We start from the raw sequence: 23,950 nt of genomic DNA, 5'->3' as shown, positions 1-23,950 counted from the left end.
CGCTCACTGTGCGCCCGCCCGCACCTGTACGAAGAGCACACGAAGCACCCGCTCCGGCGGGTTCACACCGATGGCCCCGGGTGCCACGCTGGACGCATGGACGATCTTCTGACGCGGCTGCGCGCCGGGCTCCCCGCCGAGGCGCTGCTCACCGACCCGGACGTGACCGCCTCCTACGCCAACGACATGGCGAGCTTCTGCGCGGCCGGCACCCCCGCGGTCGTCGTGCTGCCGCGCACCGTCGAGCAGGTCCAGCACGTCATGCGCACGGCGACGGAACTCCGCGTGCCCGTCGTCCCCCAGGGGGCCCGTACCGGCCTGTCCGGCGGCGCCAACGCCTCCGAGGGCTGCATCGTGCTCTCGCTGGTCAAGATGGACCGCATCCTGGAGATCGACCCGGTCGACCGGATCGCCGTCGTCGAGCCGGGTGTCGTCAACGCGGTGCTCTCACGGGCCGTCGCCGATCAGGGTCTGTACTACCCGCCGGATCCCTCCAGCTGGGAGACGTGCACCATCGGCGGGAACATCGGCACTGCCTCCGGCGGCCTGTGCTGTGTGAAGTACGGGGTGACCGCCGAGTACGTCCTCGGTCTGGACGTCGTCCTCGCCGACGGCCGGCTCCTGACCACCGGCCGCCGCACCGCCAAGGGCGTCGCCGGCTATGACCTGACCAGGCTCTTCGTCGGCTCCGAGGGCAGTCTCGGCATCGTCGTCAAGGCCGTGCTCTCCCTCCGGCCGCAGCCTCCGGCGCAGCTCGCGCTCGCCGCCGAGTTCCCCTCCGCCGCGGCGGCCTGCGCGGCCGTCTGCGCGATCATGGAGGCCGGGCACACCCCGTCGCTGCTCGAACTCATGGACCGCACCACCGTCCGGGCGGTCAACAAGCTGGCGCGCATGGGTCTGCCCGACACCACCGAGGCGCTGCTCCTGTGCGCGTTCGACACCCCGGACCCGGCCGCCGATCTGGCCGCTGTCGGGGAGCTGTGCGCGGCGGCGGGCGCGACCGAGGTCGTGCCGGCCGCGGACGCCGCCGAGTCCGAACTCCTCCTCCAGGCGCGCCGGCTCTCCCTCACCGCCCTGGAGACGATCAAGTCCGCGACGATGATCGACGACGTGTGCGTGCCGCGGACCCGGCTCGCCGAGATGCTCGACGGCACGGCCGCCGTCGCGGAGAAGTACGGGCTCACGATCGGCGTCTGCGCGCACGCGGGTGACGGCAACACCCATCCCGTCGTCTGCTTCGACCACACCGACGACGACGAGTCGCGGCGGGCGCGGGAGTCCTTCGACGAGATCATGGCGCTCGGGCTCGCGCTCGGCGGCACGATCACCGGCGAGCACGGTGTGGGCGTCCTCAAGAAGGAGTGGCTGGCACGGGAGCTGGGTCCGGTGGGCCTCGAACTCCAGCGGGGGATCAAGGCGACCTTCGACCCGCTGGGGCTGCTCAACCCCGGAAAGCTGTTCTGAATCCAGGTCCACGCGCGCGTACGGGAATCACAGCTCGCCGTCCTGCGACTCGTCCGACGGCCACGGGTCGCGCAGCCACAGTTCGTCGGCGATCACGGTGGTCGCCAGGAGTTCGGCGAGGCCGTCGTCGATGCCGAGCCGCTCGGACTCGGTGCCCGGCGGCACCACCCGCAGGGTGCGCTCGAGCCAGGCGGACACCTGCGCTGACGGGGCTTCGAGCAGCGCGTCGCCGTCGGGGGAGGAGAGCGCCATCAGGATGACGCTGCGGCCGTCGACCTTGGTGGGCCAGATGCGCACGTCGCCGTGGCCGCAGGCCCGGAACACGCCCTCGACGAGGAGTTCACGCGCGAACGTCCAGTTGACGGGGTGATCCGTGCCGATGTGGAAGGTGATGTGGACGGCGTACGGGTCGTCGGTGCGGTAGGCGAGCCGGGCGGGGACGGGGACGGCGCGCTCGGGCGAGAGCACCAGGTTCAGCTCCAGCTCGCGCTCGACCGTGGTGTTGTCGGTGTTCTGCATGGTCGTACTCCCTCTCGCGGTGGGGCCCCGGACGGGCCTTCACCTGGAGAGAGCGGGGTGGACGCAGCTCATTACGCGACTTCGGGAGATTTTTTCCGGGAAGTTTTTCCGGCGGCCTTCCGGGCAGGATCCATCGGCCCGAACATCACCATGAGTGATCGATTCCGGTACGTGTCGCCCGAAGGCGGGGCTTTCTCGCGGGCTCCTTGTTCCCCCGGGGACGTTCTTCGTTACTGTCCTCCTTGGGCGCGGCACGCCCGGCACGCGGGCCGCGCGGATCAAAGGCGTTGTGACTGAACGGAGTCGGGGCAGTGGCTACTCCTCCTGGAGGCGGCGGAGAGGTACCGCAGGCGGGGTACTACCCGGACCCGTCCATTCCCGGGTACATCCGGTTCTGGAACGGGGGCGCCTGGGTTCCCGGTACGAGCCGGCCCGCGCCCAAGGAGGGCGAGGTTCCGCCCGGCCCCCCGGTTTCGGCGATCCCGGCGGGCCCCATCCTGGCCTCGGGCCCGGCACCCGTGCCGGTTCCGGTACGGCAGGCCGAGCGTGAGCCGGAGCGCGAACCCGAACCCGAGCCCGAGCCCGAGCGCGAGCCGGTGCAGGTCCAGGCGCCCGTGCACGTACCGGCCCAGGCGTCCGCCCCCGCCCCCGTACCCGCGGTGGAGGAGACCGGACCCGTCTTCTTCGACGAGGAGCCTGCCCCCCAGGAACCCGCGTCCGCGTGGCAGGCGGACACCTCCCGCCAGACCGGCTTCGGCGGCGACCGCGACCAGAAGGTCTCCTGGGGCGCACCCCGGACCGCCGACCCGCGCACCCCCGCCGACTGGCCGGTCGCCGGTGCGAGCGAGCCCGCCGAGGCGCGGGCGCACGCCGCCCCGCAGACGGTCGAGCCCCGGACGGCCGACCCGCGGAACGCCGACCCCCGGAACGCCGATCCCCGGACGGCCGGGGGAGCCGCGCGACTCGGCGGGATGCCGGTCATGCCGATCCCGACGCCCACGCCGGCTCCGGCTCCCGCGCCGACCCCCGTACAGCAGGCGCCCGCTCCCGCGCCCGTACAGCGGACCCCGGCTCCGGCGCCCGTGCCGCAGGCTCAGGCCCCGGCTCCCGCGCCCACCCCCGTACAGCAACCGCCCGCCACCCCCTCCTGGGCCCAGCAGCCGCAGCAGTCGCAACAGCCCCAGCCGCAGCAGGCTCAGCCCCAGGCGTCGGAGCAGCAGCAGCCCGTCGTCCCCTGGAAGCCGCCCGTCGACGACCTGTTCGTCCAGGCGGCCCGCGAGCAGGCCTCCGCCCGCCCCGCCGGGCACGGCAGGCGGCTGCTCGCCCGGCTGATCGACACCGTGGTCCTGGGCGCCCTGGTCGGCGGCGCCTCCTTCCCCTTCGTGACCACGGCCCTCGACCACATCGACGGCAAGATCGAGGCGGCCAGGCAGTCCGGCGTCACCGTCCAGGTCTGGCTGCTCGACGGGACGACCTCCGTCCAGTTCGGCATCGCGCTGGCCGCGCTGTTCGTCATCGGCATCCTGTACGAGGTGGTGCCGACCTCCCGGTGGGGCCGCACCCTGGGCAAGAAGCTGTGCGGGATCGAGGTGCGGGACATCGAGGCGCACCAGCCGCCGAGGTTCGGGGCGTCGCTGCGCCGCTGGATCGTCTACAGCGTCCTGGGGCTCCTGGCCATCGGCGTGTTCAACGTCCTGTGGTGTCTGTTCGACCGCCCCTGGCGCCAGTGCTGGCACGACAAGGCCGCGCGCACCTTCGTGGCGCGCTGAGCCGGCCGGGGGGCCGGGTCCCCCGAACGGGCGGTGATGGAGTGCGGGGGCGCCGGGGCCGCGATGCACTGCCCCCATGAGCACCGATCAGCCGCCGCCCGGCCAGCCGCCCGAGGAGGACCCGTTCCTCAAGAGGCCGCAGGAGCCCCCGCCGCCCTCCGCCGGCCAGCCGCCCCCGCCCCCGGGCGGTGGCCAGCCGCCCCCCGGAGGACCCCCGCCGGGAAGTCCGTACGGTCCCTCCGGCGGGGATCCGTACGGCTCCTCTGGCGGCTCCCCGTACGACGGCGGCATGCCGCCCCCGCCTCCGTACGGCGGTTACGGCGGGGGGTACGGCGGGACGGATCCGCTCTCCGGGATGCCGCCGCTCGCCGAGTCGGGCCGGCGCATCCTCGCGCGGCTCATCGACTGGTTGATCATCGCGATCCCGCTGGCGGTCATCGGCATCCCGTTCGACATCTACGCCCGGGCGACCGACAACGACAGCGACTTCGGTGACACCGTCAACAGCCTGAACGGCGGGAGCCAGCTGGTCTTCCAGCTCATCACGATCGTCGCGTACGTCGCGTACGACACGGTGATGACCGCCAGGAACGGCCAGACCATCGGCAAGAAGCTGATGAAGCTGCGGGTCGCGATGCTCAACGACGGCGCCACGCCCCCGATGAGCCAGTCGCTGCTGCGCGCGGTCGTCCTGTGGCTGCCGGCGCTGATCTGCTGCGCCTGCCTGTGGCCGCTGTTGATCCTGATCCTGATCCTGGTCGACAAGCCGTACAAGCAGGGTCTGCACGACAAGGCGGCGAAGACGGTGGTGGTCTCCGTCCCGCAGTAGGCCGTCAGGCTCGAAGGATCACGAACCGGTCCGGGTATCGGCCCCCGCGCCCACAGGCGCGGTCGGTACCCGGACCTCGTCGTTCCCGCGGGGTTCCGGAACCGCGTCCAGGATCTTGACGGACGCCGGACGCACCGGCATCGTCACCGCCACGAGCACTCCGAGCAGCAGTCCGGCGAGGCTGATCACCGTGATGCCGAGGGTGGTCGTCGTACGGGAGAGCAGCAGGAGGGCGACGGTCGCGAGGACGACGGTGGCCGAACCGTAGGCGAGCTGCGCGGCGTTCGGTCGCTGCATGACGGATACCGTCCCTCCGGGCATGGGGTCGACTCTACGACGCTCGATGCCCGAGAAGGGCGGGGGGTAAGCGTGACCTTACCCACGGTGCCGTTGCACGGGGGGCGCGCGGGGGCACGAAAGTCCCAACTGTCCCTGAGTGTGCGCCGCCCATCTGTCCGATAATCGGAACACGCCTCCCGCATAGTGCAGTTGGTCGGTGCAAGTCAAGATCTGTCTTTTCTTGTCTCTCTCCGGTCGAATGTCGTCACTTGTGACGCGCGACCCCGCCGGACGGACACCCCACCATCTGGTCCGAGGGCGGCGGGCGCCGGGGAGGACAACTTCAAGTGACCAACAGACGACGGGCGATCAGAGCGTCCGCAGTCGTCGTGGCGCTCGCGGCTACCGCCGCCACCGCCTCGACCTTCACCACCGCATGGGCCGACAACCACGGCAGCGCGCCGTCGGCGGCCGACGTCCGCCACGACCCGGCGCCCGGCGCCGGCGACGGGCACGGCCACGGCGTCGACAAGACGGCCGTCGACCACGACCTCGAAGGCCCCTTCAGCGAGCAGCAGGCGCAGCAGCGCAAGGCCGCCCTGGAGCAGGTGCTGAACGGCGATGCCAAGGTCGAGCGCCGCGGTGGCTCGCAGGTCGTCAAGCTCGACGACAAGAAGTACGTCGAGCTCGGCCGCGAGAAGACCGACAAGATCTTCACGATCCTGGTCGAGTTCGGCGACAAGGTGGACAACACCACCCTGGTCAACCGGGCCGACGACGACACGGACGAGCTGAAGCCGAAGTTCGGCGGCACGCCCGGCCCGCTGCACAACCAGATAGCCCAGCCGGACCGTGCGAAGGACAACTCCACGGCCTGGCAGGCGGACTACAACCAGAAGCACTTCCAGGACCTGTACTTCGGCACCGGCAAGGACGCCAAGGGACAGCCCAAGCAGTCGCTGAAGACCTACTACGAGAAGACCTCGTCCGGCCGGTACTCGGTCGACGGCGGCGTCTCCGACTGGGTCAAGGTCGAGTACAACGAGGCCCGTTACGGCTCGAACTACTGCGGCAACAGCAACTGCGCCAACGTCTGGGACGCGGTCCGCGACGGCGTCACCGCCTTCGTCGCCGACCAGAAGGCCAAGGGCCGCACCGACGCCCAGATCAAGGCCGACATGGCCCAGTACGACCTCTGGGACCGGTACGACTTCGACGCCGACGGCAACTTCAACGAGCCCGACGGCTACATCGACCACTTCCAGATCGTCCACGCGGGCGAGGACGAGTCGGCGGGCGGCGGCGCCCAGGGCGGCGACGCCCTGTGGGCCCACCGCTGGTACGCGTACGGCACCAACGCCGGCAAGACCGGCCCGGCCAACAACAAGGCCGGCGGCACGCAGATCGGCGACTCCGGCATCTGGGTCGGCGACTACACGATGCAGCCCGAGAACGGCGGCCTCGGCGTCTTCGCGCACGAGTACGGCCACGACCTCGGCCTCCCTGACCTGTACGACACCTCGGGCCTCAAGGGCGCCGAGAACTCGACCGGCTTCTGGTCGCTCATGTCGTCCGGCTCCTGGCTCGGCCGCGGCAAGGACGCCATCGGCGACCTGCCCGGCGACATGAACGCCTGGGACAAGCTGCAGCTCGGCTGGCTCAACTACACCAAGGTCGCCGACGAGGCGCGCGCGTGGAAGTCCACGCACAAGCTGGGTGTCGCGGCGTACAACACCGAGAACCCGCAGGCGCTCCTCGTCGAGCTGCCGAAGAAGGCCGTCACCACCGACGTCGTGGCCCCCGCCGAGGGTGCCACCCAGTGGTGGAGCAACATGGGTGACGACCTCAAGAACACCCTGACCCGCTCCGTCGACCTGACGGGCAAGACGTCCGCCTCCCTGGAGCTCCAGGGCTGGTACGACATCGAGCTCGACTACGACTACCTCTACACCGAGGTGTCGACCGACGGCGGCGCCAACTGGACGGCTCTCGACGGCACCGCCGACGGCAAGGCGCTCCCGCGCGACGCCAGCGGCGCCCCGGCGCTGACCGACGTCTCCGGCACCCACAAGAAGCTCGTCTACGGCCTCGACGCCTACGCGGGCAAGAAGTTCGACCTCCGCTTCCGCTACCAGACGGACGGCGGCGCGGGCGGCAAGGGCTTCACCGCCGACGCCATCACGCTGACCGCCGACGGTGCCGCCCTCTTCTCGGACAACGCCGAGAACGGTGACAACGGCTGGGTCGCGAAGGGCTTCTCGCGGGTCGGCAAGGGCTTCACCAAGGAGTACGAGCAGTACTACATCGCGGAGAACCGCCAGTACGTCTCGTACGACGCCACCCTCAAGGTCGGCCCGTACAACTTCGGTTTCACGGGTGAGAAGTCCAGCTGGGTCGAGCACTACCCGTACCAGAACGGTCTGCTCATCTGGAAGTGGGACCTCTCCCAGAAGGACAACAACACCGCCGTCCACCCGGGCCAGGGCCTGATCCTGCCGGTCGACGCGCACGCCACCCCGCTGAAGTTCACGGACGGCACCCTGATGCGCAACCGCGTCCAGGCGTACGACTCCACCTTCGGCACCTACCGGACCGACGGCCTCCTGCTCCACAAGGCCGACGTCCCGGCGTGGGTGAACTCGCAGCCGGGCAACCCGGTCTTCGACGACCGCAAGGGCACCTACTGGTACCCGGAGACCCAGCGCGCCGGTGTCCAGGTAACTGACACCAACACCAAGATCGAGGTCGTCAAGGAGCCGCTGAACGGCCAGACGATCACGGTCCGCGTGGGTCCCTCCACTAAGTAATCGGTAAAACCGCAGGTCAAAGCGTGATCGGCCGTCGCCCTCTAGCGGGCGGCGGCCGATCGTGTTTAGGTGCGTCTGACGCTTTTCTTATTGACATTCGATCCACGGGGGAGTGGTTCCGCATGCCCAACGGAGGGTTCTGCAAGTTGCCCGGAGGTAGCGTGGTCGTCGCCATAGGGCTGCCCAGCCCGGCCCGCGACGGCGCCACGGTCCGCTTCCTGGTCCACGCCGCGAACCGTGCCCGCGCCCTGACCAGGCTGCGGAACCTCGGACTGCGGGCCGTCTACCTCCGCGGCAACAGCGAGCCGCCCACCCCGGACGAGATCACGGCCGTCCTGCACCACCCGGACGGCCTGCTGTGGAGATCCACCCCGGGCGCCGCCCAGGAGCTCTGGCACCCCGTACGGTCCCTCCCCAGGGAACCGGCCGCGTAAGACCCGGGCCCGTCCCTACGGGACCGCAGGCCGGCCCGTCAGCTCCACGCCCGCCGCCCGCAGCTCCTCCAGGGCCCGGTCCGTCGTCTCCTTCGCGACGCCCGCCGTCAGGTCGAGCAGGACATGGGTGCGGAAGCCCTCACGGGCCGCGTCCAGGGCCGTCGCCCGGACGCAGTGGTCCGTGGCGATGCCCACCACGTCGACCTCGGTGACGTCCCGCGCCCGCAGCCACTCCACGAGCGTCCGCCCGTTCTCGTCGCGCCCCTCGAAGCCGCTGTACGCCGCTTCGTAGGCGCCCTTGTCGAAGACGGCGTCGATCGCCCCGCTGGCGACGGCGGGGGCGAAGTTCGGGTGGAAGCCCACCCCCTCCGTACCGGCCACGCAGTGCACCGGCCAGGAGGTGACGTAGTCCGGCGCCTCGCCGGCCGGGGCGAAGTGCGCGCCCGGGTCGACGTGGTGGTCGCGGGTGGCGACCACGTGCCGGTAGGACGTGCCCGCCGTCTGGCCGACCAGGTCGGTGATGGCGGCGGCGACGTCCGCGCCGCCGGTCACCGCGAGGCTGCCGCCCTCGCAGAAGTCGTTCTGAACGTCCACAACGATCAATGCGCGGTGCATGGCGGGTGTCCTTAGCGGGTCGGGGAGGGGTGGGTTCGAGCCTAAAGACTTCCCCCTGCCTCCGGGAGGGGGCGTCGGCAGGAGCCTTGGGGCCTGTCGTCCGGGTTCAGGCCCTACATGTACTCCGTAGGCAGCACCGGCTCGCCCCGCGAGAGCTGGATGGCCGACATCGGCAGCCCGCCACGGGCCGCGATGTGCCGGGCCCTGGCGGCTTCGAGCGGCTCCCTGGCGACCACGTCGCCGCCCTTGACCAGCTCCACCAGGAGCTGGTGGTCGGCCAGCTCCGGCGGCACCGGCCCGGTCCCCACGACCTCCGCCTCCGCGATCCCGTGCGCGTCGGGCCGGCGCGCCGCCCACTTGCGCCCGCCGACCGAGGCCTTGCCGCCCAGGGACTTCTTGGCCACCGGCACGAGGGGCGCCTTGAGGTCGGCGGAGGCCGCCCGCGCCACCAGCTTGTAGACCATGGAACAGGTCGGGTGGCCGCTGCCGGTGACCAGCTGCGTGCCGACCCCGTACGCGTCGACCGGGGCCGCCGCGAGCGAGGCGATGGCGTACTCGTCGAGGTCCGAGGTGACCACGATCCTGGTGTCCCGCGCGCCCAGCTCGTCGAGCTGCGCCCGCACCCGGTGGGCGACGAGCAGCAGGTCGCCGGAGTCGATGCGGACGGCGCCGAGCTCGGGCCCCGCCACCTCCACGGCGGTACGGACGGCCTCGGTCACGTCGTACGTGTCGACGAGCAGGGTCGTACCGCGGCCGAGGGTCTCGACCTGTGCGCGGAAGGCGTCCCGCTCGCTGTCGTGGAGGAGGGTGAAGGCGTGGGCGGAGGTGCCGACGGTCGGGATGCCGTAGCGGAAGCCGGCCGCGAGGTCCGACGTGGCCTCGAAGCCGCCGACGTACGCGGCGCGGGAGGCGGCGACCGCCGCCAGCTCGTGGGTGCGCCGGGCGCCCATCTCGATCAGCCGGCGCCCGCCGGCCGCGGCCGACATGCGGGAGGCGGCGGCGGCGATGGCCGAGTCGTGGTTGAGGATCGAGAGGATCACGGTCTCCAGGAGCACGCACTCGGCGAAGGAGCCCTCGACGCGCAGCACGGGGGAGCCGGGGAAGTACACCTCGCCCTCGGGGTACCCCCAGATGTCGCCGGAGAAGCGGTAGCGCGCCAGCCATTCGAGGGTCGGCTCGTCGACGATGCCGCGCTCGCGCAGGAAGCCCAGGACGGCGGGGTCGAAGCGGAAGTTCTCGACGGCGTCGAGGACCCGGCCGACGCCCGCGAGGACGCCGTAGCGCCGCCCCTCGGGCAGTCTCCGGGTGAAGACCTCGAAGACGGAGCGCCGGTCGGCGGTGCCGGCCCGCAGGGCCGCCTGGAGCATGGTCAGCTCGTACTGATCGGTGAAGAGCGCGGTCGACGGCACGTCCACCGGCAGCCCAAGGTCCGCAGCGTTCATGTCAGCGATGCTAGCGCAGAAATCGTCACTCTGACGATTTCTAGGCCGTACGCGCCGGGAAGGCCCGACCCGTTTGTGCGACGGGCACCCCGGGGTGGCAGCATGGGGTGAGTGAGCGTCGCGCCTATTGAGATCGAACGTACCGAGTCGGCCGAGGAGGTCTCCGCGGTCGTCGAACCGGACGTGCCCTGGGTGACCCTCGTGCACAACGATCCGGTCAACCTGATGAGCTACGTGACCTACGTCTTCCAGGCGTACTTCGGATACTCCAAGGACAAGGCGCACAAACTGATGCTCGACGTGCACCACAAGGGCCGCGCGGTGGTCTCCAGCGGCACCCGCGAGGAGATGGAGCGGGACGTGCAGGCGATGCACGGCTACGGACTCTGGGCGACCCTCACCCAGGACCGCGGCTGATGGCCGGGCATTTCGAGGTCCTGCCCGGCGGTGGCGCCGCCGTCGCCCTCGACGACGTCGAGATCTCCATCCTCCGCTCCCTCGCCGTCCAGCTCATGGAGCTGATCGGACCGGGCGACGAGCCCGCGAAGGACGCCGACCCGCTGGCCGCGCTCTTCGCCGAGGGCCCGAGCAAGCCGCCGTCCGACCCCGCGCTCAAGCGCCTCTTCCCCGACGCGTACGGGGACGACAGCGAGGAGCTGCGGGCGGCCGCCTCCGACTTCCGCCGCTACACCGAGAACGACCTGCGGGCCCGCAAGCGCGAGGACGCCCTCCTGGTGGTGCGAGCCCTGGACGGGCTCTCCGCGGACGCGGCGAGCGAGGGCGGCGCCGTCCTGAAGCTGACCCCGGACGAGTCCCGGGCCTGGCTCGGCGCGCTCAACGACCTCCGGCTGACCATCGGGACCCGGCTCGAGGTCACCGACGACGACGAGAGCGAGCAGCTGTACCGGCTGCCGGACTCCGACCCCCGCAAGCCGATGGTGATGGCGTACCTCTGGCTGGGCGCGCTCCAGGAGTCCCTCGTCGAGACCCTGATGTCTTAAGGACACCGGGCGATCCCTCGATGCCGTAGCGACATCGGATCACCCCCTCCTGTTCGCTCAGCGGACGCTCAAATCCGGATAACGAATGCGTTATCAGAGCGTCCGCTTTGCCGTGTTGAATCCCTTTCGGGCGCCGTTTTCTGTGGTCCGCGCCACATCCAAGTCCCTCGATCGTGTACCGCATCGTGATAAATCTTCACGACCGCTCGGGGACGCCACCCCTGTCCCCGAGGGCGCTTGGACCGGCTGACCGCCGGTGGCACTCCATCCACATCCGGGGGGATCAGGATCTGATCCGCGGCCGACGCACTCGCAGTCGCGCGGATCAGCATGGAGAAAGGCGCACCACCATGACCTCTGTGCAGGTCGACAAGCAGCACGACGGCACCGACGGGGCCGTGGAGGGCGGCGAGGGCTACCAGCGTGGCCTCGGCGCCCGGCAGATCCAGATGATCGCGATCGGCGGCGCCATCGGCACCGGCCTCTTCCTCGGCGCGGGCAAGGCCATCGCCAAGGCCGGCCCCAGCCTGATCCTCGCCTACGCCATCGCGGGCCTGGTCATCTTCTTCATCATGCGGGCCCTGGGCGAACTGCTCATGTATCGCCCCGTGTCCGGCTCCTTCGCCGAGTACGCGCGCGAATTCGTGGGCCCCTTCTGGGGCTTCGTGACCGGCTGGACGTACTGGCTCTTCTGGGTCGTCACCGGCATCACCGAAGTCACCGCCGCCGCCACCTATATGACGTACTGGTGGGACATCCCGCAGTGGATCTCGGCGCTGGTCTTCACGGTCATCCTCTACGGCGCCAACCTGATCTCCGTGAAGCTCTTCGGTGAGCTGGAGTTCTGGTTCTCCATGGTCAAGGTCACCGCCATCATCGGCATGATCCTGATCTGCGCCGGCATCCTCACCATCGGCTTCTCCGACGCCGGCGACACCGCCACCGTCGCGCACCTGTGGAACCAGGGCGGCTTCTTCCCGAACGGCATCGGCAGCACGCTGATGACCCTGCAGATCGTCATGTTCGCCTTCCTCGCCGTCGAGCTCGTCGGCGTCACCGCAGGCGAGTCCAAGGACCCGAAGACGGTCCTGCCCAAGGCCATCAACACCGTGCCGTGGCGCATCGCCGTCTTCTACGTCGGCGCGCTGATCATGATCCTGTCGGTCGTCCCGTGGACCGAGTTCCAGCCGGGCGTCTCCCCGTTCGTCGCCGCCTTCCAGAAGATGGGCCTCGGCGTCGGCGCCGCCATCGTCAACTTCGTGGTGCTCACCGCCGCCCTCTCCTCCTGCAACTCGGGCATGTACTCCACCGGCCGCATGCTGCGCGACCTCGCGCTCAACGGCCAGGGCCCGAAGATCTTCACCAGGCTGACCAAGAGCGGCACCCCGCTCCTCGGCCTGACCTTCTCGGCCTCCCTGATGCTCGTCGGCGTCTGGATCAACTACGTCGCCCCCGGCAAGGCCTTCGAGTACGTCGTCTCCTTCGCCACCATCTCCGGCATGTGGGCCTGGATCATGATCCTGGTCTGCCAGATCCGCTACCGCGCCAAGGCGAACCGCGGCGAACTCCCCGAGTCGACCTTCAAGGCCCCGGGAGCCCCGTACACCAGCTGGTTCGCGCTCCTCTTCATCGGCATGGTCATCGTCATGATGGGCATCGACGAGGGAGCCCGTACCGCCCTCTACGCGGCGCCGGTCTGGGGCCTCATCCTGGGCGTCTCCTACCTGGTCCTGAAGGCCCGCAACCCCGAGGGCGCGGCCTTCGCCAAGCGCTCGTAACCACGCTCGCAACCACGCTCGCAAACACCGCCGCAAGGCACAGCTGTCCAGCATCCGGGCCGTCCCGTACCACTCCTCGGTACGGGGTGGCCCGTCTGCTTATCCTGTCGGCATGCTGACCATCACCCAGGCCCTGTACGACCAGATCGTGGAACACTCCCGCGCGGACCACCCGGACGAGGCCTGCGGCGTGGTCGCGGGCCCCGTGGGCACCGGACGCCCGGAGCGGTTCATCCCGATGCTGAACGCCGCCCGCTCGCCCACGTTCTACGAGTTCGACTCCGCGGATCTGCTCAAGCTCTACCGCGAGATGGACGACCGGGACGAGGAGCCCGTGATCGTCTACCACTCGCACACCGCGACCGAGGCCTACCCCTCCCGCACCGACATCTCGTACGCGAACGAGCCCCAGGCCCACTACGTCCTGGTCTCCACCGCCGACAGCGACGGCGCCGGCCCCTTCCAGTTCCGCTCCTACACCATCGTCGAGGGCGTCGTGACGGAGGAGGAAGTGAAGGTCGTGGAGGCCTACGAGACCGAAGCGGTCTGAGAACTCCCGAGGTCATCCGTGGTCCAGCCCGACAGGCGTCCGGCAGGCGGGCAGGAACCGTTCACCATGTGAGATCACATTCCGAAACCCGGACCGGGAATCGATACGATGAGCCCATGGTTTCCCACGACGTGAGCGAAGAGACGCCGAGCAGCATGCTGCTCGTGGCACGCCTGCACGTCGATCTGTGCCGCCTCGCCAGCGCGATCTGTACCTGACCCGCGCGATCCGTACGTGACCTGTACACCCCGCGCCGCGCTCTGAGCGAGACCGGCCCGAGCGCACCTCCGAGCACGACCCCCCTCCCGCGGGGGCCAGCCACGCGCCCACCGCGTCACCCGTGCACCACGCCACCCGCGCCACCACGCCACTTCCGACAGGAGCCCACGTCCATGGCCATCGAGGTCCGCATCCCGACCATCCTCCGCACCTACACCGACGGCGAGAAGGCCGTCCAGGGCAGCGGCGAGACCATCGCCCACCTCCTCGCCGACCTGGAGTCCCGCCACACCGGCATCGAGGCCCGCATCGTCGACGGCGACAAGCTCCGCCGCTTCGTCAACGTCTACCTGAACGACGAGGACGTCCGCTTCCTCGACGGCATCGACACCAAGCTCACCGACGGCGACAACGTCACGATCCTGCCGGCCGTCGCCGGCGGCATGGTCTGATCCACATGCGCTACGACTCCTCGCTGGCGGCGGTCGGCAACACGCCGCTGGTCCGCCTCCCCCGGCTCTCGCCCTCGGACGACGTCCGCATCTGGGCGAAGCTGGAGGACCGCAACCCGACCGGCTCGGTCAAGGACCGCCCCGCGCTCCACATGATCGAGCAGGCCGAGAAGGACGGCCGGCTCACCCCCGGCTGCACCATCCTGGAGCCGACCAGCGGCAACACCGGCATCTCGCTCGCCATGGCCGCCAAGCTCAAGGGCTACCGCATCGTCTGCGTCATGCCCGAGAACACCAGCGAGGAGCGGCGCCAGCTGCTCGCCATGTGGGGCGCCGAGATCATTTCGTCCCCCGCGGCCGGCGGCTCGAACACGGCGGTGCGCGTCGCCAAGGAGCTCGCGGCAGAGAACCCGACCTGGGTGATGCTCTACCAGTACGGCAACCCGCACAACGCGGGCGCCCACTACGCCACCACCGGCCCCGAGATCCTCGCCGACCTGCCCTCGATCACCCACTTCGTGGCCGGCCTCGGCACGACGGGCACCCTCATGGGCGTCGGCCGCTACCTGCGCGAGCACAAGCCCGACGTCAAGATCGTCGCCGCCGAACCGCGCTACGACGACCTCGTCTACGGCCTCCGGAACCTCGACGAGGGCTTCGTACCGGAGCTGTACGACGCCTCCGTCCTCACCACCCGCTTCTCCGTCGGCTCCGCCGACGCGGTCACCCGCACCCGCGACCTCCTCCAGCAGGAGGGCATCTTCGCGGGCGTCTCCACCGGCGCGGCCCTGCACGCGGCCATCGGCGTCGGCAACAAGGCGGTCAAGGCCGGCGAGAGCGCGGACATCGCGTTCGTCGTCGCCGACGGCGGCTGGAAGTACCTGTCGACGGGCCTCTACACGGCCAAGACGACAGAGGAAGCGATCGAAGCGGTCCAGGGCCAACTCTGGGCGTAGCCGTCGTGGGAGTTGTGGGCATTCGTTCCGCTGGGGCGGAACGGGTGGGCACAACGGAACGGCGCGCTCAGCCGCGCCCAGGCTTCCGCGCCCGGACCCTCACCAGCAGGCCCCGCACCCCGAAGGCCCGCAAGAGCGCTACCGCGCCAGATGGCGGACCTGGTCCCACACGACCGGGTCCGCCGTCCCCGCCCTCCGCCGGAAGCCCGAAACCGGCACCTCCCGCAGCTCGTCCGTCTCCAGGAAGCTCGGCCGCCCCTGCGCGTCGCCCACCGCCCCCGGCGGCAGCGCGATGACCCCCGGCCGCTCGTCGTGGTACTTGCTGGTGATCTTGGCGACCAGCGCCATGTCCCCCCGTACCGCGAGCACCAGGCACGGCCTGTCCTTCGACCCCGGCCCGTCCTCGAACGGCACGTCCGCCCACCAGATCTCGGCCTCCTTCGGCCCCCGCCCCGGACGCGGCGGAGCCTTCCGCGGCGGCCGGCCGGGAGGCCGCGTCCGCCCCGGGGGCCGACGCGCCGACGGGGGCGCGGGCCGCCGCTTCGAACGCTTCCATCCGTCGGCGAGCGCCACGACCAGCGCGATCACCACGACCGCGACCAGCGCGGGCCACCACGACGTGTCCATACCTCAAGACGGTACCGGCGCGCGCCTCGCTCCGCCGCAACGGCCCGCCATCCATCCGAACCGGTGACAGAGCCCGTGAGTTCGCCCACAACGGGCCACCACGAAGGAGCGACAGGCCCGGGTGCGCCTTACGCTCGACAGACCGCTCAGCCTCCCCCCTTCCACAGCGCGCTTTCCGTATCCGTCAACGGATCCGTCCACGGAGGTTCACGCTCCATGAAGCTCACCGTCGTCGGCTGCTCCGGGTCGTTCCCATCTGCGGACTCGGCCTGTTCGAGCTACCTCGTCGAGGCCGACGGCTTCCGGCTGCTCCTCGACATGGGCAACGGCGCCCTGGGAGAGCTGCAGCGACACATCGGTCTGTACGACCTCGACGCGATCTTCCTCAGCCATCTGCACGCGGACCACTGCATCGACATGTGCGGATACTTCGTCGCCCGCTACTACCGGCACGAGGGCGGACGCTGCGACGCGATCCCCGTCTACGCCCCGGAGGGCGCCGAACAGCGGCTGACCACGGCGTACGCGGACACCCCTTCGCCCAGTTCGATGAGCGAGGTCTTCGACTTCCACACCCTGAAGCCGGGCGCCTTCGAGATCGGCCCGTTCTCCGTCCGTACGGAGAAGGTGTCCCACCCGGTGGAGGCGTACGCCATCCGGATCGAGCACGGCGGCCGGTCGCTCACGTACTCCGGGGACACCGGGGTCTGCGAGGCGCTGCACACGCTCGCCGAGGGCACCGACCTCTTCCTCTGCGAGGCCTCCTTCACCCACGGCAAGGAGGACGTCCCGGAGCTCCACCTCAACGGCCGGGAGGCGGGGGCGGAGGCCGCCCGTTCGTCGGTGGGCCGGCTGGTCCTCACCCACATCCCGCCGTGGACCGACGGCGAACGGAACCTGGCGGACGCGCGCGAGGTGTACGCGGGACCCGCGGAGCTGGCGAGACCGGGCGCGGTCTACGAGATCTGAGCACGGGAAGGGCCCCGGAACCTTCGGTTCCGGGGCCCTTCCTCTTGCTGCGGGGCGAGGCTCACGCCTTGGTGAGGTCCTCGAGCTCCTCGTCGGACTCGCGGCCCGGCGTCGGGAGGTTGAACTTGGTGATCGCGAAGCGGAAGACCACGTAGTAGATCGCCGCGAAGACGAGACCGATCGGGATGATCAGCCACGGCTTGGTCGCGAGGTTCCAGTTCAGCAGGTAGTCGATGCCGCCCGCGGAGAAGGTGAAGCCCGCGTGGACACCGAACGCCCAGGTGACGGCCATGGACACGGCGGTCAGGACCGCGTGGATGGCGTACAGGACCGGCGCGATGAACATGAAGGTGAACTCGATCGGCTCCGTGATGCCGGTGACGAAGGAGGTCAGCGCGAGGGAGACCATCATGCCCATCACGGCCTTGCGGCGCTCGGGGCGAGCGGCGTGGGCGATGGCGATGGCGGCGGCCGGCAGGCCGAACATCATGATCGGGAAGAAGCCCGACATGAAGATTCCGGCGCTCGGGTCACCGGCGAAGAAGCGGTTGAGGTCACCGTGGACGACCTCGCCGGCGGCGTTGGTGAAGTCACCGATCTGGAACCAGGAGACGGTGTTCACGAACTGGTGCATGCCGACCGGGATCAGCGCGCGGTTGATGAGACCGAAGAGGCCGGCGCCACCGGCACCGAGGCCGGTCATCCACTCGCCGAAGTTGGAGATGCCCTCACCGATGGGCTCCCACACCAGGCCGAAGACGACACCGACGAGGGTGCCGACGAAGGCCATGATGATCGGGACGAGACGGCGGCCGTTGAAGAAGCCGAGCCAGTCGACGAGCTTGGTCCGGTGGAACTTCTGCCACAGGACGGCCGCGATGAGACCCATCAGGATGCCGCCGAGGACACCGGGGTTGTTGTACTTCGCGGCGACGTCGACGCCCTTGTTGGCCGTCGTGTTGATGACGGCGTCGGCGACGGGGAAGGCCTTCAGCACGTTGCTGTAGACCAGGAAGCCGACGAGCGCGGCCAGGGCGGTGGAGCCGTCCGCCTTCTTGGCGAAGCCGATGGCGACGCCGATGCAGAAGAGCAGGGGCAGGTTGTCGAAGACCGCGCCGCCTGCGGTGGCGAAGACGGAGGCGACCTTGTCCCAGCCGAGGCCTTCGGCACCGAACACGTCGGGCTGGCCGAGACGGAGCAAGATACCCGCGGCCGGCAGCACGGCGATCGGCAGCTGCAGGCTGCGACCGACCTTCTGCAGGCCCTGGAACAGGCCGGATCCGCGCTTCTTCGCGGGAGCGGCGGCCTGGGCGGTGGCCGTACTCATCAACTTCCTCCAGTAAGGCAAGGCGCCGCCAGAGGACAGTGAAAAGGGGGGACGGCGACGTCTCGTGGAACGCGGTGGTCTGGACCGCGTGGTCTACACCAATGAGTGGTGTAGACCAGTTGTAGCACGTGAGACTTAGATAAGGAACCTGCGAATTCTGTGTGCTCAGCCATAGCTGGAAATGAACGACATAAGGCCCCCGGACCGTCAGGTCCAGGGGCCTTCCAGGGGGCTTACGCAGGGTCTTATGCGGGACGCAGGGTCTTACGCGGAGTCTTGCCCAGGCGCCTCAGGCAGGGGCCGGAGGCCCCGAAACGGTCAGGCGACGAAGGGAGCGCGCGGGGTCACTTGACGTTGTCCCGCTCCATCTCCTCCTCGACCTCCTCCGGCTCACGGCCGGGCGTCGGGAGGTTGAACTTCGTGATCGCGAACCGGAAGATCGCGTAGTACACGACCGCGAAGCCGAGACCGATGGGAATGATCAGCCACGGTTTCGTCGCCAGGTTCCAGTTGATCACGTAGTCGATCAGACCCGCCGAGAAGCTGAAGCCGTCCTTCACGCCGAGCGCCCACGTCACGGCCATCGACACACCCGTGAGCACGGCGTGGATCGCGTAGAGCAGCGGGGCGATGAAGAGGAACGAGTACTCGATCGGCTCGGTGATGCCGGTGACGAACGAGGTCAGCGCGACCGACAGCATCATGCCGCCGACCGCCTTGCGCCGGTGCGGCTTCGCGCAGTGGGTGATCGCCAGCGCGGCCGCCGGAAGCGCGAACATCATGATCGGGAAGAAGCCCGTCAGGAACTGGCCGGCGTTCGGGTCGCCCGCGAGGAACATGGGGATGTCGCCATGGACCGTCGTACCGTCCGGCTTCTCGTACGTGCCGAACTGGAACCAGATGGGCACGTTCAGGAACTGGTGCAGGCCGATGACGAGCAGCGCCCGGTTCGCCAGGCCGAAGATGCCCGAACCCCACGCGCCGAGTCCGACCAGCCAGTCGCTGAAGTTCTCCAGACCCTCACCGATCGGCGGCCAGACCCACAGGCAGATCGAGGCGAAGGCGATCGCCACGAACGTCATGATGATCGGGACCAGACGGCGGCCGTTGAAGAAGCCCAGCCAGTCGACCAGCTTCGTCCTGTGGTACCGCTGCCACAGGTACGCGGTGAACAGACCCATGACGATGCCGCCGAAGACACCGGGATTCTGGTACGTGTAACCGGCGAAGGAGTCGTCGACGGCGAGGCAGCCGCCGCTGATGTCCTTCGTCCCCGCCGGGCAGTCCTTCGGGAACTGACGCAGGACCGTGTAGTAGACGAGGAAGCCGACGACGGCCGCCAGCGCCGTCGAACCGTCCGACTTCTTCGCCATGCCGATGGCGACACCGACGCAGAACAGCAGGGGCAGGCCGAGGTTGCCGTCGAGCAGCGCGCCGCCCGCGCCCGCCATCACCGCGGCGACGTTGTCCCAGCCGAGACCCTCCGCGCCGAAGACGTCCGGCTGCCCGAGCCGGTTGATGATGCCCGCGGCCGGCAGCACGGCGATGGGCAGCTGAAGACTCCGGCCCATCTTCTGGAGACCCTGGAAGAGCCCGGCCCCCCAGGACTTCTTCCCCGGCGCGGCCGCGGCGCTGTCCGTACTCATCGGCGTCCTCCCTGCCCGGAACAACCCGGGGTCCGCGTCGTGTTGCACACTGGTGTAGACCAGTTGCGATAGGCTCCCGGGAGCCCGCTGAGGACAGGCCGCCGGTGATCGTCATCATTCGACAGAACGGCGGCACTCGCTCGCGAAGTTGGGCCAACCGTGGGTTACCGTGACAAAGCGGACCACAGGTGCGCCGAGATTCGCGTCAGCGCGAACGGACGCGAACGGAACGGACAGGGAGACACACATGGCCACCAAGGCTGAGAAGATCGTCGCCGGGCTCGGCGGCATCGACAACATCGAAGAGGTCGAGGGCTGCATCACCCGCCTGCGCACCGAGGTCGTGGACGCCGGCCTCGTCGACGAAGCCGCGCTCAAGGCCGCCGGCGCCCACGGCGTCGTGAAGATGGGCACCGCGATCCAGGTCGTCATCGGCACCGACGCCGACCCCATCGCCGCCGACATCGAAGACATGATGTGAGCAGCTGACCCCGCAGGCAGCCACACCGGCGCAGGGCCCGTTCCGACAGGGGAACGGGCCCTTCCCCATGTCCCGCTAGGCTCGCCCCATGTCTCGAATCGACGGCCGTACCCCCGAACAGCTCCGCCCCGTCACCATCGACCGAGGATGGAGCAAGCACGCCGAGGGCTCCGTCCTCATCTCCTTCGGCGACACCAAGGTCTTCTGCACCGCCTCCGTCACCGAAGGCGTCCCGCGCTGGCGCAAGGGCACCGGCGAAGGCTGGGTCACCGGCGAGTACTCCATGCTGCCCCGCGCCACCAACACCCGCGGCGACCGCGAATCCGTCCGCGGCAAGATCGGCGGCCGCACCCACGAGATCTCCCGCCTCATCGGCCGCTCGCTGCGCGCCGTCATCGACTACAAGGCCCTCGGCGAGAACACCATCGTCCTCGACTGCGACGTCCTCCAGGCCGACGGCGGCACCCGCACCGCCGCCATCACCGGCGCCTACGTGGCCCTCGCCGACGCCGTCGCCTGGGCCCAGGGCAAGAAGCTGGTCAAGGCCGGCCGCAAGCCCCTCACCGGCACCGTCGCCGCCGTCTCCGTCGGCATCGTCGACGGCGTCCCCCTCCTCGACCTCTGCTACGAGGAGGACGTCCGCGCCGACACCGACATGAACGTCGTCTGCACCGGCGACGGCCGATTCGTCGAGGTCCAGGGCACCGCCGAGGCCGAGCCCTTCGACCGCAAGGAGCTCAACGCCCTCCTCGACCTCGCGTCCGGCGGCTGCGCCGACCTCGCCGAGATCCAGCGCAAGGCGCTCGAAGGAACGCTGTAGTCGCAACCCGCTTCCTGCCCACGGCGTCCTGACGGGCGGGAGTACGGATAGGCTCCGTGCGCCCGTCCGTCGTTCGTCCGTACGTATCTGGGGGAGGACCCGCCTTGAAGCGCCGTCTCGCACTCGCCATGGCCACGGCCGCCGCACTCACCACCGTCCTGAGCGGCTGCGCGGCCCTCGACACCGCAATGGACTGCGTCAAGACCGCCGACGCGATAGCCACGTCGGTCGACAAGCTCCAGCAGGCCGTCTCCAACGCCTCCAACGACGTGACGCAGATCGAGGAGTCCCTGAACTCGATCTCCACGGAACTCGGCAACCTCAAGAACACGACGGACAACGCGGACCTCGCGAAGGCGGTGGACGACCTCACGAAGGGCGTCGAGTCCGTCCGTACGGCCGTGAAGAACGGCGACACGACGCCCGACATCCAGCCGATCACGGACGCGGCGGGCGAGGTGGCGAAGGTCTGCACGCCGGGCTGAGCCCCGCCCCGGAACGATCGTCCGGCCGACCCCGGATAATCGATGCCATGACCCGTCTGATCCTCGCCACCCGCAACGCGGGCAAGATCACCGAACTCCGCGCGATCCTCGCCGACGCAGGTCTCGACCTGGAACTCGTCGGCGCGGACGCGTTCCCGGAGATCCCCGACGTCAAGGAGACCGGCGTCACCTTCGCCGAGAACGCCCTCCTCAAGGCCCACGCCCTGGCCCAGGCGACCGGCCTGTCGGCCGTGGCCGACGACTCGGGCCTCTGCGTGGACGTCCTCAACGGCGCCCCCGGCATCTTCTCGGCCCGCTGGTCAGGCGCGCACGGCGACGACCGCGCGAACCTGAACCTCCTGCTCGCCCAGCTCTCGGACATCGCGGACGAACACCGAGCCGCCCACTTCGCGTGCGCGGCGGCCCTGGCCCTCCCGGACGGCACGGAACGAGTGGTAGAGGGCCGCCTGGAAGGCACCCTCCGCCACACCCCGACGGGCACGAACGGCTTCGGCTACGACCCGATCCTCCAGCCGAAGGGCTACGAACTCACCTGCGCGGAACTGACCCCCCAGGAAAAGAACGCGATCAGCCACCGAGGCAAGGCCTTCAGGGCGCTGGTCCCGGTGGTGAAGGAACTGCTGGGCTGAGAGTTACGGCGAAGGCCTCACCCAGAGAAAATTGGATGAGGCCTTCGATTTAACGGTTTGTGCGGCCTGAGGGATTCGAACCCTCACGGGATTTCTCCCATCGCGCCCTAAACGCGAGGCGTCTGCCGTTCCGCCAAGGCCGCCAGCCGCCTGCCATGGTAGCGGGCAGGCGGCTGGCGTGGGTACGGCTGTTGTTACGTCGATCGGCGACGCCCGCCGCCGCGGCACCAAGTTGCCGTCTTCGAGTGACAGTTGGGGCACAGGTAGCGGAGGTTCTCCCGGCGGTTGTCGAGCCAGTCTCCGTTGATGTGGTCGATCTGCAGGGTGATGGATCCGCCCCTCCACGTACCTTCGTTACCGCACTCGACGCAGCGATACGGGACACCTACCTCTCTGAGGGCACGGTGGAGTCGGTCGCGGTTCTCGCGCGACGATCCTTCGGGGCGTACCCGAAAGACCGTATCCGCGATGGCTTTCGGGGCCACGACGCGGACCGTGCCCCAGGTGCGTCGCTTGAAGTGCGACGTGTCGAGGCCCAGCTCGGCTACTCGTCGCCGTACCCGGCGGTGGTTCTGGTCGCTCACCGGGAGACCCAGGGCGCGCATCACATCGGCGAAACTGGCGGCAGCCGTCACTACCGCTCGTAAACGGTCCTCCGGCACTTCGACGCGCCTGTGGGTGAAGTGGGTGATGTCGATTCCGCGCTCGTGCAGCATGTGCCTGAGCGCGGCGCGGGATCTGCCGTCATCGCCTACACCCAGCAGGCGTGCCATCGCCCTGACGCTCTGCGTGGCCGCTGCGGCTGTCGTGAGCTCCTCCGTGGTGAACGGCAGGTCCGTGGTCGAACGGTTCAGCCCGGGGAACTGGCTGACGTCGATCCCGGCCGCCGCGATCCGTCGGCTGATGTGCGAGAGCGTTCCCGTGGCCGGAGGGATGCCGAGCTTCTGCGCGACCTCGCGGAGCGTCGTGGAGGCGGCGACCGCCTCGGCGATGGCGCTGTCCGTGTACTTGCGCCAGGGGCTTCGATGCTTGAAATGGCTGGTGTCGATGCCGTACTCGGCAACCTTCGACTGCAGTGTGCGGCGTTGCCCCCCGCTCGCGTTGACGCCGAGACGGCGCATGAGATCCACCCACCCCCTCGACTCCACCACAACGGCGATGAGCCGTTCCCTCGTGTACGCGCTCGTCCCCATCGGACCCCCTCCGCTCCGGCCGCCCGTTCGCAGCCCGTACGGACCAAAGAGCCGAATATCGGACGGTTACGCCATGTCGCGTACTGTCGCGTCCGAAAGAACGGAACGGGCCGCATCGCCTCGAAAGGCGGTGCGGCCCGTTCGGGTGCCGGAACCGGAAGGCTCAGACGCCCAGGTCCCTGATGATCTTGGCTACGTGGCCGGTGGCCTTCACGTTGTAGAAGGCGTGTTCCACCTTGCCGTCCTCGTCGACGACGACCGTCGAGCGGATCACGCCGGTCACCGTCTTGCCGTACAGCTTCTTCTCGCCGAAGGCCCCGTACGCCTCCAGGGTCTCCTTCGACGGGTCGCCGACCAGCGTGACCTTCAGGTTCTCCTTCTCGCGGAACTTCGCCAGCTTCTCCGGCTTGTCCGGCGAGACGCCGATGACGTCGTAGCCCGCGGCGGCCAGCACGTCCAGGTTGTCCGTGAAGTCGCACGCCTGCTTCGTGCAGCCGGGGGTGAGCGCGGCCGGGTAGAAGTAGACGATGACCTTGCGGCCCTTGTGGTCCGCGAGGGAGACCTCTTTGCCGTCCGCGTCGGGCAGGGTGAAGGCGGGGGCGGTGTCGCCGGGCTGCAGTCGCTCGCTCATGGCTCTC

26 protein-coding genes and 1 tRNA gene are annotated in these 23,950 nt (G+C 69.6%); 17 read left to right on the top strand and 10 right to left on the bottom strand.

The features are described from left to right. The first annotated feature begins 96 nt into the window (after positions 1-96). Positions 97-1,464, top strand: a complete 1,368-nt coding sequence (locus ACIA8N_RS05375) for an FAD-linked oxidase C-terminal domain-containing protein (protein ID WP_365777794.1) — start codon at positions 97-99, stop codon at positions 1,462-1,464. 27 nt (positions 1,465-1,491) lie between these two features. Here ACIA8N_RS05375 and ACIA8N_RS05370 read toward each other — a convergent pair whose 3' ends face one another. After that, positions 1,492-1,983: an SsgA family sporulation/cell division regulator gene (locus tag ACIA8N_RS05370; protein ID WP_365777796.1), complete on the bottom strand. Its 492-nt coding sequence runs from the start codon at positions 1,981-1,983 to the stop codon at positions 1,492-1,494. Positions 1,984-2,294: 311 nt separating this feature from the next. On the opposite strand from ACIA8N_RS05370, the gene ACIA8N_RS05365 reads away from it, so the two are divergent. Together ACIA8N_RS05365 and ACIA8N_RS05360 are read left to right on the top strand one after the other, a co-directional pair. Next, positions 2,295-3,752: an RDD family protein gene (locus ACIA8N_RS05365; RefSeq protein ID WP_365777798.1), complete on the top strand. Its 1,458-nt coding sequence runs from the start codon at positions 2,295-2,297 to the stop codon at positions 3,750-3,752. A 76-nt stretch (positions 3,753-3,828) separates the two neighbouring features. Continuing rightward, complete coding sequence (locus ACIA8N_RS05360) at positions 3,829-4,581, top strand: RDD family protein (RefSeq protein WP_365777800.1); 753 nt, start codon at positions 3,829-3,831, stop codon at positions 4,579-4,581. 18 nt (positions 4,582-4,599) lie between these two features. Here ACIA8N_RS05360 and ACIA8N_RS05355 read toward each other — a convergent pair whose 3' ends face one another. Next, complete coding sequence (locus ACIA8N_RS05355; RefSeq protein ID WP_365777802.1) at positions 4,600-4,878, bottom strand: hypothetical protein; 279 nt, start codon at positions 4,876-4,878, stop codon at positions 4,600-4,602. A gap of 329 nt (positions 4,879-5,207) precedes the next feature. On the opposite strand from ACIA8N_RS05355, the gene ACIA8N_RS05350 reads away from it, so the two are divergent. Further along, the gene (locus ACIA8N_RS05350; protein ID WP_365777804.1) at positions 5,208-7,667 is read left to right on the top strand and encodes an immune inhibitor A domain-containing protein; all 2,460 of its coding nucleotides are present in this window, start codon (positions 5,208-5,210) and stop codon (positions 7,665-7,667) included. A gap of 122 nt (positions 7,668-7,789) precedes the next feature. Next, positions 7,790-8,101 carry a hypothetical protein gene (locus tag ACIA8N_RS05345; protein WP_015033879.1) on the top strand — a complete coding sequence of 104 codons (312 nt, stop codon included), beginning with the start codon at positions 7,790-7,792 and terminating at the stop codon, positions 8,099-8,101. A gap of 15 nt (positions 8,102-8,116) precedes the next feature. Here the strand turns inward: ACIA8N_RS05345 and ACIA8N_RS05340 are convergent, their stop codons facing one another. Beyond that, positions 8,117-8,716: an isochorismatase family protein gene (locus ACIA8N_RS05340; RefSeq protein ID WP_365777806.1), complete on the bottom strand. Its 600-nt coding sequence runs from the start codon at positions 8,714-8,716 to the stop codon at positions 8,117-8,119. A 113-nt stretch (positions 8,717-8,829) separates the two neighbouring features. Then, positions 8,830-10,158, bottom strand: coding sequence for a nicotinate phosphoribosyltransferase (locus ACIA8N_RS05335; protein WP_365777808.1), 1,329 nt, complete (start codon positions 10,156-10,158; stop codon positions 8,830-8,832). A gap of 111 nt (positions 10,159-10,269) precedes the next feature. Between ACIA8N_RS05335 and clpS the strand changes: the two genes are divergently transcribed. From clpS to ACIA8N_RS05300, 7 genes are all read left to right on the top strand, one after another. Then, positions 10,270-10,575 (top strand): ATP-dependent Clp protease adapter ClpS, encoded by a 306-nt coding sequence (gene clpS, locus ACIA8N_RS05330; protein WP_030222252.1) that lies wholly within the window; start codon positions 10,270-10,272, stop codon positions 10,573-10,575. Further along, on the top strand, positions 10,575-11,159 hold the full coding sequence (locus tag ACIA8N_RS05325; protein ID WP_365777811.1) for a DUF2017 domain-containing protein: 585 nt from the start codon (positions 10,575-10,577) through the stop codon (positions 11,157-11,159). The genes clpS and ACIA8N_RS05325 overlap by 1 nt, the downstream gene beginning before the upstream one ends. 350 nt (positions 11,160-11,509) lie before the next feature. Then, complete coding sequence (locus ACIA8N_RS05320; RefSeq protein ID WP_365777813.1) at positions 11,510-12,937, top strand: amino acid permease; 1,428 nt, start codon at positions 11,510-11,512, stop codon at positions 12,935-12,937. A 112-nt stretch (positions 12,938-13,049) separates the two neighbouring features. Next, on the top strand, positions 13,050-13,487 hold the full coding sequence (locus ACIA8N_RS05315) for a M67 family metallopeptidase (protein WP_030222246.1): 438 nt from the start codon (positions 13,050-13,052) through the stop codon (positions 13,485-13,487). Positions 13,488-13,603: 116 nt separating this feature from the next. Then, positions 13,604-13,705 (top strand): putative leader peptide, encoded by a 102-nt coding sequence (locus ACIA8N_RS05310; RefSeq protein WP_321184766.1) that lies wholly within the window; start codon positions 13,604-13,606, stop codon positions 13,703-13,705. Between the two features lie 174 nt (positions 13,706-13,879). After that, entirely contained in the window at positions 13,880-14,158 is a 279-nt protein-coding gene (locus ACIA8N_RS05305) for a MoaD/ThiS family protein (protein ID WP_030222244.1), read from the top strand. A gap of 5 nt (positions 14,159-14,163) precedes the next feature. Beyond that, positions 14,164-15,114: a PLP-dependent cysteine synthase family protein gene (locus tag ACIA8N_RS05300; RefSeq protein ID WP_030222242.1), complete on the top strand. Its 951-nt coding sequence runs from the start codon at positions 14,164-14,166 to the stop codon at positions 15,112-15,114. 138 nt (positions 15,115-15,252) lie between these two features. Here the strand turns inward: ACIA8N_RS05300 and ACIA8N_RS05295 are convergent, their stop codons facing one another. After that, positions 15,253-15,741 carry a type II toxin-antitoxin system PemK/MazF family toxin gene (locus ACIA8N_RS05295; RefSeq protein WP_365777816.1) on the bottom strand — a complete coding sequence of 163 codons (489 nt, stop codon included), beginning with the start codon at positions 15,739-15,741 and terminating at the stop codon, positions 15,253-15,255. 216 nt (positions 15,742-15,957) lie between these two features. Here ACIA8N_RS05295 and ACIA8N_RS05290 point away from each other — a divergent pair, with 216 nt between their 5' ends. Further along, entirely contained in the window at positions 15,958-16,710 is a 753-nt protein-coding gene (locus tag ACIA8N_RS05290; RefSeq protein WP_365777818.1) for an MBL fold metallo-hydrolase, read from the top strand. Between the two features lie 61 nt (positions 16,711-16,771). On the opposite strand, the gene ACIA8N_RS05285 is transcribed toward ACIA8N_RS05290, so the two are convergent. Then, on the bottom strand, positions 16,772-18,037 hold the full coding sequence (locus ACIA8N_RS05285; RefSeq protein WP_030554706.1) for a PTS transporter subunit EIIC: 1,266 nt from the start codon (positions 18,035-18,037) through the stop codon (positions 16,772-16,774). Between the two features lie 344 nt (positions 18,038-18,381). After that, entirely contained in the window at positions 18,382-19,683 is a 1,302-nt protein-coding gene (locus tag ACIA8N_RS05280) for a PTS transporter subunit EIIC (protein ID WP_365777820.1), read from the bottom strand. A 169-nt stretch (positions 19,684-19,852) separates the two neighbouring features. On the opposite strand from ACIA8N_RS05280, the gene ACIA8N_RS05275 reads away from it, so the two are divergent. The 4 genes from ACIA8N_RS05275 to rdgB all read left to right on the top strand — a co-directional run bounded on the left by ACIA8N_RS05275 (position 19,853) and on the right by rdgB (position 22,119). After that, positions 19,853-20,164 (top strand): PTS glucose/sucrose transporter subunit IIB, encoded by a 312-nt coding sequence (locus ACIA8N_RS05275; RefSeq protein WP_365777822.1) that lies wholly within the window; start codon positions 19,853-19,855, stop codon positions 20,162-20,164. 88 nt (positions 20,165-20,252) lie between these two features. Beyond that, the gene (rph, locus tag ACIA8N_RS05270; RefSeq protein WP_030554710.1) at positions 20,253-20,984 is read left to right on the top strand and encodes a ribonuclease PH; all 732 of its coding nucleotides are present in this window, start codon (positions 20,253-20,255) and stop codon (positions 20,982-20,984) included. Positions 20,985-21,112: 128 nt separating this feature from the next. Further along, positions 21,113-21,469: a hypothetical protein gene (locus ACIA8N_RS05265; RefSeq protein WP_030222217.1), complete on the top strand. Its 357-nt coding sequence runs from the start codon at positions 21,113-21,115 to the stop codon at positions 21,467-21,469. 47 nt (positions 21,470-21,516) lie between these two features. Continuing rightward, positions 21,517-22,119, top strand: a complete 603-nt coding sequence (rdgB, locus tag ACIA8N_RS05260) for an RdgB/HAM1 family non-canonical purine NTP pyrophosphatase (RefSeq protein WP_365777824.1) — start codon at positions 21,517-21,519, stop codon at positions 22,117-22,119. A 60-nt stretch (positions 22,120-22,179) separates the two neighbouring features. Here rdgB and ACIA8N_RS05255 read toward each other — a convergent pair. The 3 genes from ACIA8N_RS05255 to bcp form a co-directional block, all read right to left on the bottom strand. Then, a tRNA-Leu gene (locus ACIA8N_RS05255) sits at positions 22,180-22,262 on the bottom strand. A 51-nt stretch (positions 22,263-22,313) separates the two neighbouring features. Next, positions 22,314-23,240, bottom strand: a complete 927-nt coding sequence (locus tag ACIA8N_RS05250; protein WP_365778170.1) for an HNH endonuclease signature motif containing protein — start codon at positions 23,238-23,240, stop codon at positions 22,314-22,316. 235 nt (positions 23,241-23,475) lie between these two features. Next, positions 23,476-23,943, bottom strand: a complete 468-nt coding sequence (gene bcp / locus ACIA8N_RS05245) for a thioredoxin-dependent thiol peroxidase (RefSeq protein ID WP_030554716.1) — start codon at positions 23,941-23,943, stop codon at positions 23,476-23,478. Between the last annotated feature and the right edge of the window lie 7 nt (positions 23,944-23,950).

Source organism: Streptomyces sp. NPDC051822 (assembly GCF_044452745.1).
Lineage (GTDB): Bacteria > Actinomycetota > Actinomycetes > Streptomycetales > Streptomycetaceae > Streptomyces.
The sequence above is the reverse complement of the archived record's forward strand: the minus strand, read 5'-3'. Positions and strand labels throughout refer to the sequence as shown.

What these genes read in the sequence shown, in the direction of transcription:
- ACIA8N_RS05375 (WP_365777794.1), top strand. Translation starts at nt 97, where the DNA reads ATGGACGATCTTCTGACGCGGCTGCGCGCCGGGCTCCCCGCCGAGGCG.
- ACIA8N_RS05370 (WP_365777796.1), bottom strand. Translation starts at nt 1,983, where the DNA reads ATGCAGAACACCGACAACACCACGGTCGAGCGCGAGCTGGAGCTGAAC.
- ACIA8N_RS05360 (WP_365777800.1), top strand. Translation starts at nt 3,829, where the DNA reads ATGAGCACCGATCAGCCGCCGCCCGGCCAGCCGCCCGAGGAGGACCCG.
- ACIA8N_RS05355 (WP_365777802.1), bottom strand. Translation starts at nt 4,878, where the DNA reads ATGCAGCGACCGAACGCCGCGCAGCTCGCCTACGGTTCGGCCACCGTC.
- ACIA8N_RS05345 (WP_015033879.1), top strand. Translation starts at nt 7,790, where the DNA reads ATGCCCAACGGAGGGTTCTGCAAGTTGCCCGGAGGTAGCGTGGTCGTC.
- ACIA8N_RS05340 (WP_365777806.1), bottom strand. Translation starts at nt 8,716, where the DNA reads ATGCACCGCGCATTGATCGTTGTGGACGTTCAGAACGACTTCTGCGAG.
- ACIA8N_RS05335 (WP_365777808.1), bottom strand. Translation starts at nt 10,158, where the DNA reads ATGAACGCTGCGGACCTTGGGCTGCCGGTGGACGTGCCGTCGACCGCG.
- ACIA8N_RS05325 (WP_365777811.1), top strand. Translation starts at nt 10,575, where the DNA reads ATGGCCGGGCATTTCGAGGTCCTGCCCGGCGGTGGCGCCGCCGTCGCC.
- ACIA8N_RS05320 (WP_365777813.1), top strand. Translation starts at nt 11,510, where the DNA reads ATGACCTCTGTGCAGGTCGACAAGCAGCACGACGGCACCGACGGGGCC.
- ACIA8N_RS05315 (WP_030222246.1), top strand. Translation starts at nt 13,050, where the DNA reads ATGCTGACCATCACCCAGGCCCTGTACGACCAGATCGTGGAACACTCC.
- ACIA8N_RS05310 (WP_321184766.1), top strand. Translation starts at nt 13,604, where the DNA reads ATGGTTTCCCACGACGTGAGCGAAGAGACGCCGAGCAGCATGCTGCTC.
- ACIA8N_RS05305 (WP_030222244.1), top strand. Translation starts at nt 13,880, where the DNA reads ATGGCCATCGAGGTCCGCATCCCGACCATCCTCCGCACCTACACCGAC.
- ACIA8N_RS05300 (WP_030222242.1), top strand. Translation starts at nt 14,164, where the DNA reads ATGCGCTACGACTCCTCGCTGGCGGCGGTCGGCAACACGCCGCTGGTC.
- ACIA8N_RS05295 (WP_365777816.1), bottom strand. Translation starts at nt 15,741, where the DNA reads ATGGACACGTCGTGGTGGCCCGCGCTGGTCGCGGTCGTGGTGATCGCG.
- ACIA8N_RS05290 (WP_365777818.1), top strand. Translation starts at nt 15,958, where the DNA reads ATGAAGCTCACCGTCGTCGGCTGCTCCGGGTCGTTCCCATCTGCGGAC.
- ACIA8N_RS05285 (WP_030554706.1), bottom strand. Translation starts at nt 18,037, where the DNA reads ATGAGTACGGCCACCGCCCAGGCCGCCGCTCCCGCGAAGAAGCGCGGA.
- ACIA8N_RS05280 (WP_365777820.1), bottom strand. Translation starts at nt 19,683, where the DNA reads ATGAGTACGGACAGCGCCGCGGCCGCGCCGGGGAAGAAGTCCTGGGGG.
- rph (WP_030554710.1), top strand. Translation starts at nt 20,253, where the DNA reads ATGTCTCGAATCGACGGCCGTACCCCCGAACAGCTCCGCCCCGTCACC.
- ACIA8N_RS05265 (WP_030222217.1), top strand. Translation starts at nt 21,113, where the DNA reads ATGGCCACGGCCGCCGCACTCACCACCGTCCTGAGCGGCTGCGCGGCC.
- rdgB (WP_365777824.1), top strand. Translation starts at nt 21,517, where the DNA reads ATGACCCGTCTGATCCTCGCCACCCGCAACGCGGGCAAGATCACCGAA.
- ACIA8N_RS05250 (WP_365778170.1), bottom strand. Translation starts at nt 23,240, where the DNA reads ATGCGCCGTCTCGGCGTCAACGCGAGCGGGGGGCAACGCCGCACACTG.
- bcp (WP_030554716.1), bottom strand. Translation starts at nt 23,943, where the DNA reads ATGAGCGAGCGACTGCAGCCCGGCGACACCGCCCCCGCCTTCACCCTG.